19 protein-coding genes and 1 other annotated feature are annotated in these 20197 nt (G+C 37.4%); all 19 genes read right to left on the bottom strand.

Going from position 1 to position 20197, the window contains the following annotated elements:
• Positions 1 to 31: 31 nt before the first annotated feature.
• The 19 genes from NSS74_RS02155 to NSS74_RS02065 all read right to left on the bottom strand — a co-directional run bounded on the left by NSS74_RS02155 (position 32) and on the right by NSS74_RS02065 (position 20183).
• A complete protein-coding gene (locus NSS74_RS02155) occupies positions 32 to 892 on the bottom strand; it encodes a M50 family metallopeptidase (protein ID WP_002088816.1) in 861 nt (286 codons plus the stop codon).
• Complete coding sequence (locus NSS74_RS02150) at positions 885 to 1631, bottom strand: M23 family metallopeptidase (RefSeq protein ID WP_002143261.1); 747 nt, start codon at positions 1629 to 1631, stop codon at positions 885 to 887. The genes NSS74_RS02155 and NSS74_RS02150 overlap by 8 nt, the downstream gene beginning before the upstream one ends.
• Positions 1632 to 1764: 133 nt before the next feature.
• Positions 1765 to 2562 (bottom strand): septum site-determining protein MinD, encoded by a 798-nt coding sequence (gene minD / locus NSS74_RS02145; protein ID WP_000503308.1) that lies wholly within the window; start codon positions 2560 to 2562, stop codon positions 1765 to 1767.
• A 2-nt stretch (positions 2563 to 2564) separates the two neighbouring features.
• Entirely contained in the window at positions 2565 to 3251 is a 687-nt protein-coding gene (gene minC, locus NSS74_RS02140) for a septum site-determining protein MinC (RefSeq protein ID WP_002015372.1), read from the bottom strand.
• A 35-nt stretch (positions 3252 to 3286) separates the two neighbouring features.
• Positions 3287 to 3832, bottom strand: coding sequence for a rod shape-determining protein MreD (gene mreD / locus NSS74_RS02135; protein ID WP_002015371.1), 546 nt, complete (start codon positions 3830 to 3832; stop codon positions 3287 to 3289).
• Positions 3833 to 3846: 14 nt separating this feature from the next.
• Positions 3847 to 4698 (bottom strand): rod shape-determining protein MreC, encoded by an 852-nt coding sequence (gene mreC / locus NSS74_RS02130; RefSeq protein ID WP_002138478.1) that lies wholly within the window; start codon positions 4696 to 4698, stop codon positions 3847 to 3849.
• Between the two features lie 41 nt (positions 4699 to 4739).
• Positions 4740 to 5759 (bottom strand): cell shape-determining protein MreB, encoded by a 1020-nt coding sequence (gene mreB / locus NSS74_RS02125; protein WP_002015369.1) that lies wholly within the window; start codon positions 5757 to 5759, stop codon positions 4740 to 4742.
• A gap of 158 nt (positions 5760 to 5917) precedes the next feature.
• The gene (gene radC, locus NSS74_RS02120; protein ID WP_002015368.1) at positions 5918 to 6595 is read right to left on the bottom strand and encodes a DNA repair protein RadC; all 678 of its coding nucleotides are present in this window, start codon (positions 6593 to 6595) and stop codon (positions 5918 to 5920) included.
• A gap of 50 nt (positions 6596 to 6645) precedes the next feature.
• Positions 6646 to 7221 carry a Maf family protein gene (locus NSS74_RS02115; protein ID WP_002143262.1) on the bottom strand — a complete coding sequence of 192 codons (576 nt, stop codon included), beginning with the start codon at positions 7219 to 7221 and terminating at the stop codon, positions 6646 to 6648.
• Between the two features lie 217 nt (positions 7222 to 7438).
• Complete coding sequence (locus NSS74_RS02110) at positions 7439 to 8401, bottom strand: hypothetical protein (protein WP_002143263.1); 963 nt, start codon at positions 8399 to 8401, stop codon at positions 7439 to 7441.
• 164 nt (positions 8402 to 8565) lie between these two features.
• Positions 8566 to 9867, bottom strand: a complete 1302-nt coding sequence (locus NSS74_RS02105; protein ID WP_002143264.1) for a bifunctional folylpolyglutamate synthase/dihydrofolate synthase — start codon at positions 9865 to 9867, stop codon at positions 8566 to 8568.
• A gap of 94 nt (positions 9868 to 9961) precedes the next feature.
• Positions 9962 to 12607, bottom strand: a complete 2646-nt coding sequence (locus tag NSS74_RS02100) for a valine--tRNA ligase (RefSeq protein WP_002143265.1) — start codon at positions 12605 to 12607, stop codon at positions 9962 to 9964.
• Positions 12608 to 12645: 38 nt separating this feature from the next.
• Positions 12646 to 12877: a binding site (T-box leader), on the bottom strand.
• 134 nt (positions 12878 to 13011) lie between these two features.
• Positions 13012 to 14037 carry a spore coat protein YsxE gene (gene ysxE / locus NSS74_RS02095; RefSeq protein ID WP_002088823.1) on the bottom strand — a complete coding sequence of 342 codons (1026 nt, stop codon included), beginning with the start codon at positions 14035 to 14037 and terminating at the stop codon, positions 13012 to 13014.
• Positions 14038 to 14109: 72 nt separating this feature from the next.
• On the bottom strand, positions 14110 to 15117 hold the full coding sequence (gene spoVID, locus NSS74_RS02090; protein ID WP_198286135.1) for a stage VI sporulation protein D: 1008 nt from the start codon (positions 15115 to 15117) through the stop codon (positions 14110 to 14112).
• Between the two features lie 79 nt (positions 15118 to 15196).
• The gene (gene hemL, locus NSS74_RS02085; protein WP_002143269.1) at positions 15197 to 16486 is read right to left on the bottom strand and encodes a glutamate-1-semialdehyde 2,1-aminomutase; all 1290 of its coding nucleotides are present in this window, start codon (positions 16484 to 16486) and stop codon (positions 15197 to 15199) included.
• Positions 16486 to 17475 (bottom strand): porphobilinogen synthase, encoded by a 990-nt coding sequence (gene hemB, locus NSS74_RS02080; protein WP_002143271.1) that lies wholly within the window; start codon positions 17473 to 17475, stop codon positions 16486 to 16488. Before hemB ends, hemL begins: the two co-directional genes overlap by 1 nt.
• A gap of 172 nt (positions 17476 to 17647) precedes the next feature.
• A complete protein-coding gene (hemD, locus tag NSS74_RS02075) occupies positions 17648 to 18400 on the bottom strand; it encodes a uroporphyrinogen-III synthase (protein WP_002015357.1) in 753 nt (250 codons plus the stop codon).
• Between the two features lie 2 nt (positions 18401 to 18402).
• Entirely contained in the window at positions 18403 to 19332 is a 930-nt protein-coding gene (gene hemC / locus NSS74_RS02070) for a hydroxymethylbilane synthase (protein WP_002143273.1), read from the bottom strand.
• A 17-nt stretch (positions 19333 to 19349) separates the two neighbouring features.
• Positions 19350 to 20183 (bottom strand): cytochrome c biogenesis protein, encoded by an 834-nt coding sequence (locus tag NSS74_RS02065; protein WP_002015354.1) that lies wholly within the window; start codon positions 20181 to 20183, stop codon positions 19350 to 19352.
• Positions 20184 to 20197: the final 14 nt, after the last annotated feature.

Genomic DNA, 20197 nt, shown 5'->3' with positions numbered 1-20197 from the left:
ACAATATAAAAGGTTAGTGTCGTCGTCAACACTAACCAATTAATTCTTCAACAGATGAGGTTGTTCGTTTTTCAGCAAAATACGCATACAACAATTCATTTTCGTCCAATGTGTAATGCTCTTTATATTTTCCATGGACGATAATAGAGTGTTTATATCCTCTGCGAAATTTTGTGAAAATCGTATATAAATGATCTTCCGTTTTCACCTCAATAGGTGCTATTTTTTCAATATCTCTTTTATTCCCATAATAACGCTCTAATAAAAAACGCATAAATGCGTACCGTCTTTGTTTCCATTCTTGATATAAAGAAATCGCTAGAAAAACGAGTAATACCCACATCATAATGTTATTACTATTCCAAAGTAACTGCCATCCTAATATTACACTAAAAAAAACACATGACAATTTCATCATCTTTTCATGTGCTTGTAAATAGGGAAAACGATATGATAATACATTAAATAATACTTTTCCACCATCAAGTGGCCAAATAGGCAATAAATTAAACCCTAAAATAATGACATTATTCCATACAAAGAAATGGTACAAATCGTCAGTTACCCAGCCCGCTTTATACAAAATGTAAGCGACCGCAATCATCCATATATGCTGAATTGGCCCCGCCATAACGACAATTAATTCTTCTTTTAACGATTTGTTCCCATGTTCTTCCATCTCAACTACGCCACCAAACGGCAAAAGCTGAATTTGTTTAATACGCCAATTATAATACGCTGCGGCAAATGCATGCCCAAGTTCATGAACTAAAACGATACAAAATAGTAATAGTAACTCTTTAAAACGTGCTGTAAAAATACCAATGACAATAATAACCCAAAACAACGGATGCACAGAAATTTTCGTGAAAACATCCCTATATTTAATCAAATGAAATCACCTGAATTGGATCAATAAATTTTTCATTCTTTTTTATTGCAAAATAAAATTTGCCATTTTTATTATTTTCATCATTACTCACTATTCCAATTTTTTGTTTCTTTGAAACGTAATCATATAATTTTACTGACATATCATTTAAATTTGCATACCATGACTCCGTGCCATCAGCGTGCTGAATTTGAACTGTATTTCCAAGTTCCTCTTTCTTGCCCGCAAAAACAACTATACCTTCATTTACTGACTCCACCGTTGCATTTGTAGCCGTTTGAACAAATACACCCTGGCCGTTTTTTTGAAATCCTTGCATCACCTTTCCAGAGGCAGGAATCGCATAATCCTTTTGCTGAATAGCCTCTTCTTTTTTCTCATTTGGAGAAAAGAACACGAGAGGTTTTCCAAACTGATTTTCATACCATTTCGATATAGTAGCAAATTGAAATTCTTCTTGCATAACTTTTTCTGTAACAGCTCTAGTACCATCAAAAGAAGAAGGTGCGTTCTTAAATAAAATAGCAACCGAAAGAACTAATATTGCTGATAGCAAAACTTTGAAGAGAAAAACTTCTTTTCGAAATAGAGGATGAATTTCCTTCTCCCCCTCTTCAATAAAGACCGTTTCGCTATCAAAATCTCCTCCCGCAAAATACCGCTCTTCTTCTAGCAATTCTTGCTCTGCTTTCCTTTTCGCAATCCGCTTTTTAATTTCTTCCACACGTCTATTCTTCATACTGTCTCCTTTCTTTCGTTAGCCTTATTCAAATAGAAACAGTTATATACAGTTTGTACATATGTATGAGTTATAGAAGGAAGATATTCATGCGAAGAAAAAAGAAAGCACTCCGCATTTATGCGAAGTGCTTTTAACGGATTCCAAAGAAATTTTTCATCTTTGTAAATACCGATACTTTTTCTTGTTCAAATGCTTGTAATGGTACATTCTCACCTAACAAGCGTCTTGCAATATTACGATAAGCTATTGCTGCTTTTCCGCTCGGTTGCAGCGCTACAGGTTCACCTGTATTCGTAGCACGAATAACTTCATCATCATCCTCGACAACTCCAAGAAGCTCGATTGACAGTGTACGTACGATTTCATCAACGTCTAACATATCCTGTTCATGAAGCATATGACTACGCACACGGTTAATGACAAGTTTCGGTGGTTCAATATCCTCTTTCTCTAAAAGCCCGATAATACGATCCGCATCACGCATTGAGGATACTTCTGGTGTTGTTACAACGATTGCTTTATCCGCACCTGCTACTGCATTTTTAAACCCCTGCTCAATCCCCGCAGGACAATCAATTAATATGTAATCATAATCTTGACGTAATACTTGTATTAATTCATCCATTTGTTCAGGTGTTACCGCCGATTTATCGCTCGTTTGTGCTGCAGGTAATAAATAAAGATCATCAAAACGCTTATCTTTAATAAGAGCCTGAGGTAAACGACAACGCCCTTCAACGACATCAACAAGATCAAATACAATACGATTTTCTAGCCCCATTACTACGTCTAAATTGCGTAAACCGATATCTGTATCAATTAAACACACTTTTTTTCCAGATAACGCAAGGGCTGTACCAATGTTCGCGGACGTTGTAGTTTTACCTACTCCGCCTTTTCCAGATGTAATTACTATTGCCTCTCCCACAGCTATACAATTCCCCTTTCTAACTTTGTTAAATTAGGTCTAAGATGAGTGAGAAGTTGCAGGCGATCGACAACAATGTGATTATTCTCATTAATGTACGCACATTCTGCCGCCTCTGCTCCGTCTTCTTTCTCTTCCGGAGCCCGCATTGTCACATCACTAATTCGGAGTTGCATAGGATTCATAATAGATGCAGCAATAACAGCTTCTGAATCTCCATCATACCCCGCATGTGCAATTCCTCTTAATGATCCCAAGACAAAAATATTCCCCCCAGCGATAACCGTTCCGCCTGGATTAACATCTCCAATTAATAATAAATTGCCTTTTACATGTAACACTTGTCCAGAGCGAACAATTTTGGAAATAGGGACAATTTCTGTTTCTTCTTTCCAAGCTATTGCTTCTGCTTTTGTTATAACATCACTTTCGATTGATTCTACAACAAGGTTCTTCTTATTGCGAATTAACGTACGAATCTCTTCTTGTTGTACTTCTGTTAAATAGCGATTTCCTACTTTAACACGCACTTCAATTAAAGAACGTCCGTCACTCTCATAGTAATGTGTAGAAAGCTTTTCATCCAATTCTTTTAGTAGCTCAGAGAATGAACAGCAATCATCTAAATGAAGTGTTATTCCATCTTTTGTCCCTTTTATCGTTACATTTTGTTGCTTTTTTTCTTCCACTAAAGTTCACCCCACCGATTCAATTCGACATAAAATTAGAAAATCCTTTTTTCTTTTTCTTCTATCGCTTTTGAAAGACGCACTAAATATCGTCTCAGTGGGAAACAAACTATTAATAAGAAAATTCCATTTAGCAATAAAGTAGCAAGGAGACGATCTGTGAAAAAGACAGATGCTGACATGTGAGTACGTCCTAACAAAGTTAAAAACCCATACACATAATACTCTAATGCTGCAATGCCAGCCAGTACGATAGAAGCGACAATAAATAAATTCAATTGTAATACTTTCATCACACTATAAACTAAATAAGCTAAAATCGGATAAGCAAATATATATATACCGACAAGTTCCGTGTATACGGTATCAAATAAGAAACCAAATAATAGTCCGTAGTAAATCCCTTGAACCGGACTATAGTACACTGTAATAAAACATAACACAATTATAAAGAAATGCGGTGCTGCTATACTGCCTTTCCAAAAGACGTCTGTTGGAACAACAGTAGAGAACATATTTTCAAATAAAAAAACAAAAAGGAGCAAAAGAGGAAGAGCTGCTCTTTTTAAAATCGTCATCATCTCTTCTCTCCCTCCTATTCTAACGGCGCTGTAGGCATATCACGTTTTGCAACTATAATATGCTCTACATCATTCAAATCAGCGGATGGTTTTACATAAGCTGTTTTTGTTAAACCGTATGGATCTGGCTGAACATCAACAATTTTCCCAATCGCAAGACCTTTTGGGAAGATATCACCAAGTCCAGATGTTACAACTAGTTGATCTTTTTCTACTTTTGCATCAGAGCTAATCTTTGTGAAAAGAAGTAGTTGTTTTTCTTTATCGTAACCTTCAATTAATCCAAAGATATTTTCTTGTCCTTGTACAATAGCAGAAACACGGTTTGTTCGGCTCATCGAACTTAACAACTCTACTGAAGATGTAAACTGAGATACACTTTTTACGCGTCCAACTAAACCTTTCGGAGTTACAACAGCCATATCTTTTTTGATCCCTTGCTGTGCTCCTTTATCAATTCCAACTAAATCGTACCATTTATCGGGATTACGAGAAACCACACTAGCTTGTACTTCCGTATAATCACCACGGGACTTTTCTTTACCAGTTAATTCTCGTAGTTTTTTATTCTCATCGTCTAAATTTTTCACTACTGCAGATAAATCTGCGGTAGAATCTAATTTTGCTTTCAGCTTTTTATTCTCTTCATACGTGCGCTTTACATCTTCTACGTTCTCGAAGAATCCGGCAACATAATTCGCTGGCTTTTGGAATACACGTTCTACAACACCGACAGTATCTTTTATAAACTGCTCTGGCCATGATAAACTGTTCCGTTCTTTCAATGAGATTCCAATCAATGCCACGAGAAGAATAATACTAACTAACAAAACAATTAATCTTTTGTTTAAGAAAAACTGTGGCACGTTCACACCCTCTTAATTTCATTGATTTTTATTTTGCAATATTATCGAGCAGCAGTTTTGAAAAGGTCGATATTGTCTAATGCTTTACCCGTTCCAATTGCTACGCAATCTAATGGATCCTCTGCAACAAGAACTGGCATATTTGTTTCTTCACTAATAACTTTATCTAAGTTACGTAGTAATGCCCCGCCACCCGTTAATACGATACCGCGGTCCATAATATCCGCTGCTAATTCAGGTGGAGTTTTTTCTAACGTATTTTTAACTGATTCTACAATTGCATCTACTGTATCTTTTAATGCATCTGCAATTTCTTCTGGTTGAATTAGTACTGTTTTAGGTAAACCACTTACTAAATCACGACCGCGAATTTCCATAGGCTCAATACCTTCTGGCTCGCCTGCAGAACCGATTTCTAATTTTAGTGCTTCTGCTGTTCTTTCACCAATCATTAAGTTGTAGCTTTTCTTAATGTACTGAATGATTGAATCGTCCATATCATCACCAGCAACACGAACTGATTGACTTGTTACAATACCACCTAAAGAAATAATTGCAACTTCTGTTGTACCACCACCGATATCAACAACCATACTACCAGTCGGCTCCCAAACAGGTAAGTTTGCACCAATTGCTGCTGCAAATGGCTCTTCGATTGGATAAGCATCACGAGCACCAGCTTGACGAGTCGCATCGATTACTGCACGTCTTTCTACAGCTGTAATACCAGATGGTACACATACCATTACATATGGTTTACGTGAGAAGAATCCATTTGATTTTTGAGCTTGTTGAATGTAGTATTTCATCATTATTGCTGTTGTTTCGTAATCAGCAATTACACCATCTTTCATAGGGCGAAGTGCCACTACATTTCCTGGTGTACGACCAATCATTTGTTTTGCATCGCTACCTACCGCAACGATTTGTTTCGTATCAGTTTGTAATGCTACTACTGAAGGTTCACGTAAAACTACACCTTTCCCTTTCACATATACAAGCGTGTTCGCCGTTCCTAAGTCTATTCCAAGATCGCGAGTAAATCCACCAAATCCAAACATATCATTTATCTTCCCTTCTTATTTTCACGGACTCATTTTTCTTACTTTATATTTATAAAAACAGTACGTTTTTTTATATCTGCATCCTTTTTGTAGATAATTTTCTACAAAAAACTCATAAATCACATTATAAAACAAAATAAGTAAAAAGAATAGTCTTAAATATGACCTTTTTCCTTTAAACTCACGAATTTATGGTCACCTATTATGATATGATCAAGTACTTCAATTCCGATAATTCGACCACATTCTACTAATCGTTTTGTAACTTCAATATCTTCACGGCTCGGCGCCGGATCTCCTGAGGGATGGTTATGAAGACATATAATAGAGGCTGCTGCCCGACGGAACGCTTCTTTAAAAACTTCCCTTGGGTGCACAATCGACGTATTTAAACTTCCAATAAAAATAGTTTGCCTATGTATAACTTGATTTTTCGTATTCAAATATAAACAAACAAAATGCTCCTGTTGCAAAAAACGCATCTCTTCCATCATATAACTCGCACAATCTTCTGGACTTCGAATACTATATCTATTTTGATATTCTAAACGTACCATTCTTCTACCTAATTCAAAAGCAGCCATAAGCTGCGACGCCTTTGCAATCCCAACACCATGAATGCTCATCATCTCTTCTAACGTTGCATCCTTTAACATTCGTAAGCCGTCAAAATGATGTAGAATATTATCTGATAACGTTAACACCGTTTCTTCTTTAGAACCCGTTCTGAGTAAAACTGCAAGAAGTTCTCGATTCGATAAACTTCCTGCTCCTTCTAACAATAAACGCTCCCGTGGCTGTTCTTCTCTCACAACATCACGAATACCGTTCATCTCTCCACCCCTTTTTTTACGATTTCTCCTAAAGAAAACCCCATGCAATTTTACACATGGGTTACATCGCTATCAAACTGTTTTAATTCACGGACAAGACGTGCAATTGGCAAGCCAACTACACTGTAGTAGTCCCCTTGAATATGTTGAACAAAAATAGACCCTTTACCTTGAATTCCATAGCTTCCTGCCTTATCAAGTGGTTCCTTCGATGCAACGTATACGTCTATTTCTTCTTCTGTTAATCCCCAAAATGTTACTTCTGTACGTTCATAAAAAGTTACAGTTTTTTCTTTCGATATAATTGCAACACCTGTGTATACTTCGTGTGTTTTCCCTGATAATAATTGTAGCATTTCTTTCGCCTCAGCCCCATTAGACGGCTTTCCAAGAATACGCGAATCATATGTAACAATTGTATCTGCACCTAGTACAACTTGATTACTATGGTTTTCTGCCACAGCAGATGCTTTTTGCAAAGCAAGCGACATGACAATATCAGAAGGTGATGAATATGCACCAATCTTCTCTTCTACTTCACTAACAACGATGTCAAATGGCACATCTGCTAATTCAAGCAGTTCCTTCCTCCTAGGTGACCCTGAAGCTAAAATAATTTTCCTCATATTTTCTCCTTCCCTTCTCACATGAAGCAGAATAATTCAAATCAATCGTATCAAAGGAATAGTTTCCCCACAAATTCTAGAAATATCATTTTCTCTAAACAAAATAATAGTTCTTTTTAAATACGATTATATGCTGCCCATACAGAAAGCACTTTGTTCTAAATTCAAAAGAAAAGAAAGAAGTATATGTACTTCTTTCCCCTTCATCATTATCTTATTATTTTACTTTTTGTGAAACCATTTTTTCATACGAAAGTATACCATCAATAATAACTTGATTTAATTTAGCTACAGATTCCTTATCGCTCTTCCCTTCCTTAATCGTTTGCACCGCTATTGACGTATACGTATAAAGCTTCTTTGCATCTTCACGCTTCATACTCTTCCCTTCCTTTTCCATAGCTTTCCACTCTTTTTGAATCGCTTCTATATCTTTTGGATTACTTTTTCCACTAGTTTGTACGCTGGACACATATTTTGCTAAATGAGTATATAATGGCTGCACTTTCGCTAAAAACATTCCTACTTCTTTATCATTTTTGAGCAATGCTTTATCTGTAATATCCCAATTTTTTTTCAAAACTGAAACACCATCTTGCTTATACTGATCTATTAATTGATTAACAGCCTGTTCATCGCTCGTAATAGCAACAACTAACGCATACTTATCACCACTCGGTTTCAAAGTAGCCACGCCCCCATTACTTTTCCACTCTTCAATAGCAGCCTGTCCTTTTTCTTCAGAGGAATAAAGCCCTCCTTGAACGAAAAATAGTTTCATTGGGTCTAATGACGTTCCTACCTGTGCTTTTGGTTTTTCCTCTTTCGGTGTTGGTGTTTGTTCTGCCGTTCCACCCACCTTTTGTTCCTCATTACCTGCCTGCTTCGAAGCCGTTACCTTCCCTTCTCCTGTCGTCCCTTGTCCAGTTAATAAATGAATCATACCCATCCCAAATGCAGTACCAATAATTATTGCAGTTGCAACGATTGCGATTATTGTATTGCTCCACTTCTTTCGATATTTTTCCATAGATACTGATTTCGCTTTTTGAAACGGAACGACATTTTTCGGTCTCTCACTTTCTGCTACCATCCAGTCAAACTCATCCTTCTTTTTTTCCTCATACTTCGCTTCTGTTCCATTTACTTTCACCGAGATCGTTCGTGATTGCTTGTCCATACACTCACACCTCACCTCTTGTCATTGTCCGCATCATATCATATTCATTCCACAAAAAAACGAGATATTTGTCAGAGGAATTCGTCAAATAACCCTATATTATTATCTTATATGTATGCATTTGACTTCATTTGTAGAACAAAAAACTAGATAGCAAAGACTATCTAGTTTTTCTCGCGAATATATTTTCGAACTTCAGAAATGAAATAAAGAGAACCTGTTATGATAAAGACATCATTTTCTCCAATCATATCAACTTTTGTATCAATTGCCTCTTTCCAATCTTCAAAAACTAATTTTGATTCTTGTTGTGAATACGATGCAAGCTTGTCAGCAGAAATGGCACGATCAAAGGCAAACGTCGTAAATATTATTTCATCAGCAACTTTTTCTAATTGCCCTACCATGTTATGTAACTGTTTGTCACCAAGAGCAGTAAATAAAACTATTACATTCTTCTTTTTATAATGTGCCTCTACTGTTTTTACAAGACTTTCAATACCTTCTGGATTATGAGCACCATCTATTATAATATCTGGATTACTTTGTAACTTTTCAAATCGACCAATCCAGTATGCTTCTTGTAAGCCAGCTTTTATTTCCTCTTCATTAATTAAAAATGATAAATATGTTTTTAAATACATGACTGCCATAAGTGCTAGCGCTGCATTGCCTACTTGATGAATACCTTTCATTGAAATCCGAACATTTTCAAACGAGGCGAATGGACAAGCAAAATCAAAATGTTCCCCATCTTTATTAGAATGTTTATGTAATGTTGTAAACTGTTTTCCAAATTCATATAAGCTTGCATGATTTTCCTTAGCAACCTTTTGAATTACTTGCAATGCTTCTTCATTTTTCACACCAGTAATAACTGGAACACCAGACTTAATAATCCCTGCCTTTTCATATGCAATTTCTCCTAGTGTATTACCTAAAATATGCATATGATCGTGACCGATATTCGTAATAATCGTGAGAACCGGATGAATAACATTTGTAGAATCAAATCTTCCCCCAAGCCCCGTTTCAAATAAAACGACATCACAGAAATTAACTTTACCGAAATAATAAATTGCCATTACTGTAATAATTTCAAACTCAGTCGCTTCTCCTAAATCCGTCTCATCTAATTTTTCAACGACTGGCTTTACCATATTTACAAGTTCTGCAATCTCTTCATCTGCAATCGGTATTCCGTTTACACTAATACGTTCATTGAATGTTTCTATGTAAGGCGATGTAAACGATCCTACTTTATATTTCGCACCTTCTAACATGTAGCGCATGTATGTTAAAGTTGAACCTTTTCCATTTGTGCCGGCTAGATGAACACATTTTATATGACGCTCTGGATTTCCGAGTTCTTCTAACATCCATTGCATTCTTTCTAGCCCTGGTTTTATCCCAAATTTCAATCGGCTATGAATCCAGTTTATCGCTTCTTCGTATGTATGTATCACGTGTGTTATTCCCCTTTCAAAAGACAACCTTCATACTTCTATTATACGCAAAGAAAAGAGACTCACCAATATAGTGAGTCTCTGAAAAACATTTTTATTTCTCAAGATCAGCTAGACGTTGACGAACCGCTTCGCGTTTTTCTAGATAATCTTGCTCTTTCGCACGCTCTCCGTCAATAACTTCTGCAGGAGCTTTCGCTACGAATCCTTGGTTTGAAAGTTTCTTCTGTACACGTTCTACTTCTTTACCAAACTTCTCAAGTTCTTTTTCAAGACGCGCTTTCTCTTCATCAAGATTGATAAGATCAGCTAACGGTAAGAATAACTCTGCACCTGATACGATTGCAGTCATCGCTTTTTCTGGCGCTTGTAAATCAATCTTAATTGTTAGTTCACTTGGGTTACAGAAACGCTCAATGTAAGAGCTGTTTTTCGTAAGCTGGGCTAGTACTGCCTCGTCTTTTGCTTTAATTTGCATTTGAACTTTTTTGCTCATTGGCGTATTTACTTCCGCACGGATGTTACGAACAGAGCGAATGATATCAACTAGAAGGTGCATTTCCGCTGCCGCTTCTTTATCTTGTAAATCTTCGCGAACTGTTGGCCATGCTGCTACTGTAATAGACTCGCCTTCATGCGGTAAATGCTGCCAAATTTTCTCTGTTACAAATGGCATGAATGGATGTAATAGACGCATTGTTTGGTCTAATACGTAAGCTAAAATCGAACGAGTTGTTTTCTTAGCTGCTTCATCTTCACCGTATAGTGGAAGTTTCGCCATCTCAATGTACCAGTCACAGAAATCATCCCAAATGAAGTTGTATAATGAACGACCAGCTTCACCGAACTCATATTTATCCATGTTACGTGTTACACTTTCGATTGTTTCGTTTAAGCGAGTTAAAATCCACTTATCTGCAACTGATTTTTCACCAGTTAAATCGATTTCTTCATACTTCATGTCATCCATGTTCATTAATACGAAACGTGATGCGTTCCAAATTTTATTAATGAAGTTCCAAGTAGATTCTACTTTTTCCATGCTGAAACGTAAATCTTGACCTGGTGCACTTCCTGTTGATAAGAAGTAACGCATCGCATCTGCACCGTACTTCTCGATAACATCCATCGGATCAATACCGTTACCAAGAGATTTACTCATTTTACGTCCTTGCTCATCACGAACTAAACCGTGAATTAATACATCTTTAAATGGACGCTCTCCTGTAAACTCTAAACCTTGGAAAATCATACGAGATACCCAGAAGAAGATGATGTCATAACCAGTTACTAAAGCATCTGTTGAATAGAACTTTTTAAAGTCTGCTGCATCTTCATTCGGCCAGCCAAGTGTTGAGAATGGCCATAATGCTGAACTGAACCATGTATCAAGCACGTCATTATCTTGATTCCAGTTTTCAAGATCTGCTGGCGCTTCTGTACCTACGTATACTTCACCAGTTTCTTTATGATACCAAGCTGGAATGCGGTGTCCCCACCATAATTGACGAGAAATACACCAGTCATGAATGTTTTCCATCCAGCGTAAGTATGTGTTTTCAAAACGCTCTGGTACGAACGTTACTTTTTCTTCTTCTTTTTGTTGAAGTTCTACCGCTTTTTCTGCAAGTGGAGCCATTTTTACGAACCATTGTGTTGATAAATAAGGCTCAACAACTGCACCGCTACGCTCACTATGACCTACTGAGTGCATATGAGGCTCGATTTCTACTAATACGCCAGCTTCTTGTAAGTCTTTCACTAACTCTTTACGGCATTCGAAACGATCCATACCGTTATACTTACCAGCTTTTTCGTTCATCGTTCCATCTTCGTTCATTACTAAAATACGTGGTAAGTCATGACGGTTACCTACTTCAAAGTCATTCGGGTCATGAGCTGGTGTAATTTTCACAACGCCTGTTCCGAAGTCTTTTTCTACGTATTCATCAGCAATAATCGGAATCTCTCGGCCTACGATTGGAAGTGTAACTGTTTTTCCGATTAAATGTTTGTAGCGATCATCTTCTGGATGAACTGCTACCGCTGTATCACCAAGCATTGTTTCTGGACGAGTAGTTGCAAGGCGAATGTGACCAGAACCGTCTGTTAGCGGATAGTTCATATGGTAGAATGCACCTTGAACTTCTTTATGAATTACTTCAATATCAGAAAGAGCTGTGCGTGTTGCTGGATCCCAGTTGATGATATACTCACCGCGGTAAATTAAGCCTTTTTCATATAATTGAACGAATACTTTATTAACAGCGTTAGATAAACCTTCGTCTAATGTGAAGCGTTCACGAGAATAGTCTAGTCCTAAACCAACTTTCCCCCATTGTTGACGAATGTGAGAAGCGTATTCTTCTTTCCATTCCCAAGCTTTTTCAAGGAATTTCTCACGACCAAGATCGTAACGTGAAATACCTTCTTCACGAAGTTTCCCTTCTACTTTCGCTTGCGTTGCGATACCAGCATGATCCATTCCTGGAAGCCATAATACATCGTAACCTTGCATACGCTTTGTACGAGTTAAAATATCTTGAAGCGTCGTATCCCAAGCGTGACCTAAGTGTAACTTACCAGTTACGTTCGGAGGTGGAATTACAATTGTATATGGTTGTTTCTTCTCATCTCCTGTTGCTTCGAAATATTTGCCTTCAAGCCACCACTTGTAAAGGCCTTCTTCAACGGACATATGATCATATTTAGTTGGTAAATTATTTTCCGTGTTTGACATTATTTTCCCTCCTTAAAATAAAAAATGCCCCTCATCCAAAAAAGGACGAGGGACATCGCGGTACCACCTTTATTTACAAACAAATTCAGAATTTGCTTATACTCTTAATTTGATAACGGACAAATCCGTCTTTTCCTAATAAGAATCATTCCGTTCAGAAAAGATGCTCCAGGGCTACCTTCTAACATAACTATCTAGAGAACCTCCCAGCCAATGGTTCCCCTCTCTGAAGACGTTTCATGTTATACTCTTCCCCTTCAATGCATTTATGTGATTGTTAATTATTATATACAATAGTGTAAAAAACGAAACCTTATTCGTCAAGATAAATTTGAAACTACGGCTTTTATCTCTTTATGGAGCTAATAAAAAAAGATAAGCAGGGTTCTCCCTACTTATCTTCTTTATCCGTTCCCTTGCTGGGCAGCTTGTAATTGCGAAAGGAAATATTCTGTATTACTAATGAGCCAATGCGATTGCTGCAGAATTTTCACCCCGCGAAGCTCATTTTCTTCATTACGACTCTTTCTTCTTTTCGTATACGACTGAATTTGCCGAATAAAATGCGACGGGTACGTCATATACGCAAACATAAGAAGCTGCTCCTCTTTCGTAAATGGAAAATTTTTTTGATACATTTGATACCATTCAAAGCGGTCGCTCCGCGCAATTGGATATGTGTTCAAAGACCTTGAATAAAAGCTGACGATATCCTGTACCGGTGTAGCAAACTGAGACTTTTCTAAACTAATAAAATAACCGTTTCGTTCATAATCAAATAAAAAGTGATTAAGCGATACATTTCCATGAACGAAAGTAGTACGTGTTTTTTCCTTTTCTTTCATTGCATCATGCCATTCACTTAATTGTTTCGTTGCGAACTCACGTGCTCTCATAACGTGGTGATAATACGTACAATATTGTAATTCAAATGGAGACATATACCACTTCGCTTCAGATTCTATGAGAAACTCTTCTAATATCTCGCCATCATTTTCCCAACGGTCGGATATATTTGTATAATGTTTTTCTAAATCTTCTTCTGTATAAGTCTCCTCTTTCACCGTTTTTTGATGCAACGTCCCGAGCGTTTGAAACATCTTATGGTATTGATCATTATCTTCGCCGTTTCCTTCCGCACGTTCTAACCAAGGCATTAAATAATAGCTATACGCCCCATCACTTAAAACATAATTCCCGTCCGTCGTGTGATAGATAGGTACATAATTCGAAAAACCTTTCTCCTTCAAATACTGAATATGGTGTAAAAAATTATTCCGCTCTAATTTTCTATCTTGTATTTTCTTTAACGCATACGGACCTTGATTCGTATAAATTTTCATTACACTTCCGTGCTCTTCCATATGCTGAGTGTCCAATCTATATTGCCTCACAATGGGTTCATAGCGATTTCGTAATTCAATATCCATACGAATAACCCTTTCTTATTCAAAACATAGCTTCTAGGAAAAGAAAAGAGGTGAGTGAAAAAACTCACTCACTTATTTCACTGTTGCTTTTGAAACAGGAATATATATAATTTGCCCTGTAGTTAAATATATATCTTCTGATTGATTTACACGATATAAGCTTTGTACAGTCGTTTCATAACGTTCTGCAACCGATTCAATTGTATCTCCTTCTTGTACGAAGTACATTCTTACCTTCGTAAATTCTTCTTCTGGTTCTTTCGTAAATAATTTCGTTAAATAAAGTGCATTTTCATCTCGCTGTGAATATGCTTCTTCCTCTGGCTCTTCCTGCTTTTTCGCTTTTTCTTTCTTGAAATTTTTCCGCCCGAACAATTCAAATTGTGGCATCTTTTCTTGCTCCTCTTCACGCTCCACAAGTTCATGTTCTTCTAATTCCTCTTCTTCTATTTCTTGCTCTTTTCTTTCTTCTAACTGAAACGGCTCAAATGCATAATCTTCCCATCCATCTGATTCTTTATAGGCTGGTACCTCTTCGTGCGGCGCAGGTCTACTTTCATCTTCTTCAGCTGAATCAGCTTCCAACTCGGCATACACCGTCTCTTCCTCTTCATCCTCGGTTCTTTCTTCGTCACATAAACCTGTAATAGATATATCCGCTAATAGTTGTAAGCAACCATTTTCCTTTAATTCATAATCAAATTCCTCGATTGATACATATAATTCTTCAATTACTTTCACTCGATTTCTTGGAATTGATATTTCGAGCGGAAAGGAATGGACAAGCTCATTAACCCCGTCTGCCCTTGTTTCTACATAATCAATTGCCTTTGCTGGTGATAGCTCTCTTAATGAATAAGCTGAATCATCTTGCCTTGCAACATACTCTCCCGTTAAATCTAATTGCCCCCTCACGATAACTTCATGATCGAGCTCCTCTATCTCAACGTCTGGATCTAACGAAATTGACAAAAGTTCTTCGACTTCCTGTCCCTTCTGGAACCAAACAGATTCTTTTAATGAAAATCGTAATGAATGATCTGTTGCCACTTCTTTTCCCCCTCCCAAACTATATGTCATTACAGATTTATGTTCCCTAAGGCTACTTTATGAATAAAAAAAATCGCTCCCCTAATGGAAAGCGATTTTCTCTAAGAAATTATGCTTTTAATTTTGACATTGCAATTTCGGCCGCCGCAATTGTCGCCTCAATATCTGCATCACTATGTGCTGTCGATAAGAATAAACCTTCAAATTGAGAAGGTGGTAAAAATACACCTTGTTCTACCATTTCACGATAGTAAGCTGCAAAGAATTCTAAGTTTGAAGATTTTGCTGCATCATAATTAATAACTTGCTCATCTGTAAAGAAAATACCAATCATAGAACCTGCACGATTAATGTGATGCGGGATATTATGCTTTTCAGCTGCCTTACGTAGTCCAGCCTCTAACATTTCTGCTTTACGCTCAAATTCCACATATGATTCTGGCGTTAACTGCACTAACGTTTCATAACCTGCTGTCATTGCAAGTGGATTACCCGATAATGTTCCAGCTTGGTAAATCGGTCCGCTTGGTGCAACTTGACGCATAATCTCTGCCTTCCCACCGTATGCTCCTACCGGCAAGCCACCACCGATTACTTTACCTAAACAAGTTAAGTCAGGAGTTACACCGTAGTAACCTTGTCCACAATTATAAGCAACACGGAATCCTGTCATTACTTCATCAAAAATAAGTAGTGCACCGTTTTGCTCTGTCACTTCACGAAGTCCTTCTAAAAACCCTGGTTGCGGGGGAACAACACCCATATTCCCTGCCACTGGTTCTACAATTATACAAGCGATGTCATCACCGAATTGTTCGAAAGCATATTTTACACTTTCTAAATCGTTATACGCTACTGTAATCGTATTTTTCGCTACATCTTCTGGTACACCAGGGCTATCTGGTAAACCTAGCGTTGCTACACCCGAACCTGCTTTAATCAATAAAGAATCACCATGACCGTGATAACAACCAATGAATTTCAAAATTTTGTTACGTCCAGTGTAACCACGAGCTAAACGTAGTGCGCTCATTGTCGCCTCTGTTCCAGAGTTAACCATACGCACAATCTCAATTGATGGTACACGCTCGATAACAAGCTGCGCTAATTTATTTTCAATTTCTGTTGGTGCACCAAAGCTTGTTCCTTTTTCAGCAACAGCTTTTAAAGCCTCAACAACACGATCATTCGCATGACCATGAATTAAAGGTCCCCACGATAATACGTAATCGATGTATTCATTCCCATCGATATCATATACTTTAGAGCCTTTTCCGCGCTCCATAAACAGCGGATTCATACCAACAGACTTAAAAGCACGAACAGGGCTGTTTACGCCTCCAGGCATTAAATTTTGAGCCTCTTCAAACGCCGCAATCGACTTATCAAATTTTTTCATTATTTAGCGCCTCCTTCTTGTAACCATCTTGCTGCATCTTTTGCATGATACGTAATAATTAAGTCTGCTCCTGCGCGTTTCATGCTAATTAATTTCTCAAGTACAACTTCTTTTTCATTAATCCAACCATTTTGTGCTGCTGCTTTAATCATCGAATATTCACCACTTACGTTATAAGCAACGACTGGTAAGTTAAAGTTATTTTTCACATCACGAACGATATCTAGATAAGAAAGAGCTGGCTTTACAATTAAGAAGTCGGCCCCTTCCATTACATCTGATTCTGCTTCACGGAATGCTTCCATACGGTTCGCTGGGTCCATTTGATATGTTTTACGGTCACCAAACTGCGGTGCACCATGTGCTGCATCACGGAACGGTCCGTAAAATGCTGATGAATATTTCACAGCGTACGACATAACTGGTACGTGCGCGAAACCATTTTCATCTAATGCATGGCGAATTGCTGTTACGAATCCGTCCATCATGTTAGATGGTGCAATAATGTCTGCCCCTGCTTTCGCTTGACTTACAGCTGTTTTTGCAAGAGCTGCAAGAGACTCATCATTTAAAATAACGCCATCTTCAATAACACCGCAATGACCATGGCTTGTAAATTGACATAAACATGTATCTGCAACTACTACTAGCTCTGGGAACTCATCTTTAATTTGCTTAATTGCACGCTGTACAATTCCATGCTCACAATATGCCGATGATCCAACTTCGTCCTTTTCAGCAGGTAAACCAAATACAATAACAGAACGAATACCTAAATCAACGACCTCTTGCATTTCAGCTTGCAATAAATCTAAAGACATTTGATATACGCCTGGCATAGAAGGAACTTCATTACGAGTATTTTCTCCTTCTAATACAAAAGTAGGGTAAATAAAATCTTCTGTATGTAAAAATGTTTCACGTACAAGCGCACGCATGCCCCCGCTTTGTCTTAAACGACGATGACGATTAAATTGTAAAGAATTCATAGATTTCTATCCCCATTCTTTTATTTTATCCCGCATTAACGGGCAGTAAGACCCCCACCTCAAAATTCGGCTGGAGCAAAGAAGTTAGGTGGGAGATCAACTGCCCGTAAACGCCCGATTGGTTCAACTAATAATCAGTGGGGGATGAACAAAACCCCCACTGATTAAAGTTTCACTTTATAGATTCACAAATGCATTGTAGTAATGCTTCTACAGTGTACTCTTTTGGCACAATAACATGTGGAAAATAGAGGTTCGCCTCTTTTTCCGTAATAGGCCCTATACAAGCAATTGTACATTTTTTCGTCCATTCTCTCCAGTTTGTACCCTCAAGTAAACGAACAAAACTATCAACAGTTGAAGGGCTCGTAAATGTAATAATATTTACTTCCCCTAATTTCAATGCTGTTATAAGTTCTTGTTTTTTCTCTACATTCACCTTCGTACCATATACAATTAACTCATCTAGAAAAACACCAAACTCCCTAAGTTTAACCGGGATTACATCTCTTGCTAAATTCCCTTTCGGAAATAAAATACGCTCGTTTCCACTTAATTCTTTTAGAAACTCTTCGGCAAATGTTTCTGCAACAAATGCAGTGGGAACAAACTCTACTTGATAGCCTCGCTTTTCTAACTCTAACTTTGTTTTCACGCCTACTGCAGCAATTTTAATCGGTCCGGGGAGCTTCTTTCTCAAACTATCTAGAAAAAAAGCTACACCATTTTTACTCGTGAAAATAACCCAGTCATACGAATGTAGCTGCCCTGCTATATGTTGAATTTGCCTATGAGACGTACCTTCCATACGCAAAAGCGGAATTTCCAATGGAATTCCGCTCCTTTCTTTCACTGCTACACTCATTTGTTTCGCTTGGTGCTGGGCACGTGTAATCAATACTGTTTTGCCAGCGAGAGCGTTCATATTTATTGTTGCTCCTTATTTGCAGCAAGGATGAGCTCTTTTGCTCCTTGTTTAATTAAACGGTCCGCAGCCTCTAATCCAACTTGCTTCGGATCATTACCTATTACTATCTCTTTCAATAAAACAGAACCGTCCATAGAACCGACAAGCGCTGTTAATTCGATTGCATCATTTTCTTTAAGAGTTGCATATCCAGCGATTGGAACTTGGCATCCACCTTCAAGTTTATGAAGAAATACTCGTTCAGCAGCCACTGTTCTTTCTGTTACTGCATCATTAATATGTGCTAACAACTGAAGTAAATCCGTATCATCCTCACGACATTCAATCGCTAATGCACCTTGTCCTACGGCTGGTACACACAACGTTTCATCTAAATGTTCTGTAATAACTTCTCCGTCCCAGCCCATTCTCTGTAATCCAGCTGTCGCTAAAATAATTGCATCGTAATCTTCATCTTTTAACTTACGTAAGCGTGTATCGATATTCCCACGAATCCATTTTACTTGTAAATCTGGTCTCGCAGCTAGTAGTTGTGCACTACGTCTCAAACTACTCGTTCCTAAGATCGCGCCTTCTGCTAAGTCTTTAAACGATTCTCCGTTTTTAGAAATAAAAGCATCACGAGGGTCAACGCGCTTTGGCGTACAACCAATCGTTAATCCATCTGGAAGTACAGCGGGCATATCTTTCATACTATGTACAGCCATATCAATTTCTTTCGTAAGTAACGCATGTTCAATTTCCTTTACAAATAAACCTTTTCCGCCTACTTTTGAAAGAGTAACATCTAAAATAACATCACCTTTTGTGACGATTTCTTTCACTTCAAATTCATATGGTAAACCAAGCGCTTTTAATTGATCAATAAACCAATTAGTTTGTGTTAATGCTAGTTTACTCTTTCGTGAACCTACAATAATTTTGCGCATAATTCTCTCTCTCCTCATTATAAATACCAAAAGTGGAAATTAGATAAACTGCTTAATAGAAAAATGTTAACTAGCATTACGAGAAATGCCCCGATATTCCACTGCACAATTTTCTTACCTTGCAACACATCTGCTGCTCGTAAATATAAGCCCACGCAATATACAAATAGAACGACAAAAGACCCAATTACTTTCGTATCATACCAATGGAAATTATCCAATTTTGTATATCCCCATATGCATCCTAATATAATTGCTAGTAAGAAAAACGGAACAGAAAATAAATTTAATCCGTAAGACATAGATTCAAGCTTCGGCAAATTTCCTAATCTTCTTAATCTCGCATTCCACTTTTTCTTTTTTAATAGTCGGTATTGCAATAAATACATAATAGAAAAAATAAACGATACAGTAAACGTTGCATAAGAAATAATCGCCATACCGACATGCACGTATACAAGTTCTGAAACTAATTGCTCTGCAAGTACTGGCGACATCTTTCCGAGCGGTGTAAAAATAGAAAAAGCGCTTACGCCAAATGCTACAACATTTGTAAAAAAGACTAAAAAGTCAATACGCATAAATCGATTAATGACTAATGACATCGTAATCAATAACCAAACATAAAAATAAATCCCTGATAATAAAGTTAAAATAGGATTCGTTTCTGAATCTGTAGCCCTAAGCAACATAAAGATAGACTGCAGAACCCATACAATCGAAAGTAACCAAAAAGCAAAGCGGTTCGCCTTTCGGTTACTTTGGAAATAATCTATAAAATATAAACTAATGCTACAAGCATATAAAATAATTGCAATATGATAAATAATACTGTTATTTAAAAAACTCATCCGATCATCCTTCC

Source organism: Bacillus sp. FSL E2-8868 (genome assembly GCF_038005505.1).
Lineage (GTDB): Bacteria > Bacillota > Bacilli > Bacillales > Bacillaceae_G > Bacillus_A > Bacillus_A mycoides.
The sequence above is the reverse complement of the archived record's forward strand: the minus strand, read 5'-3'. Positions and strand labels throughout refer to the sequence as shown.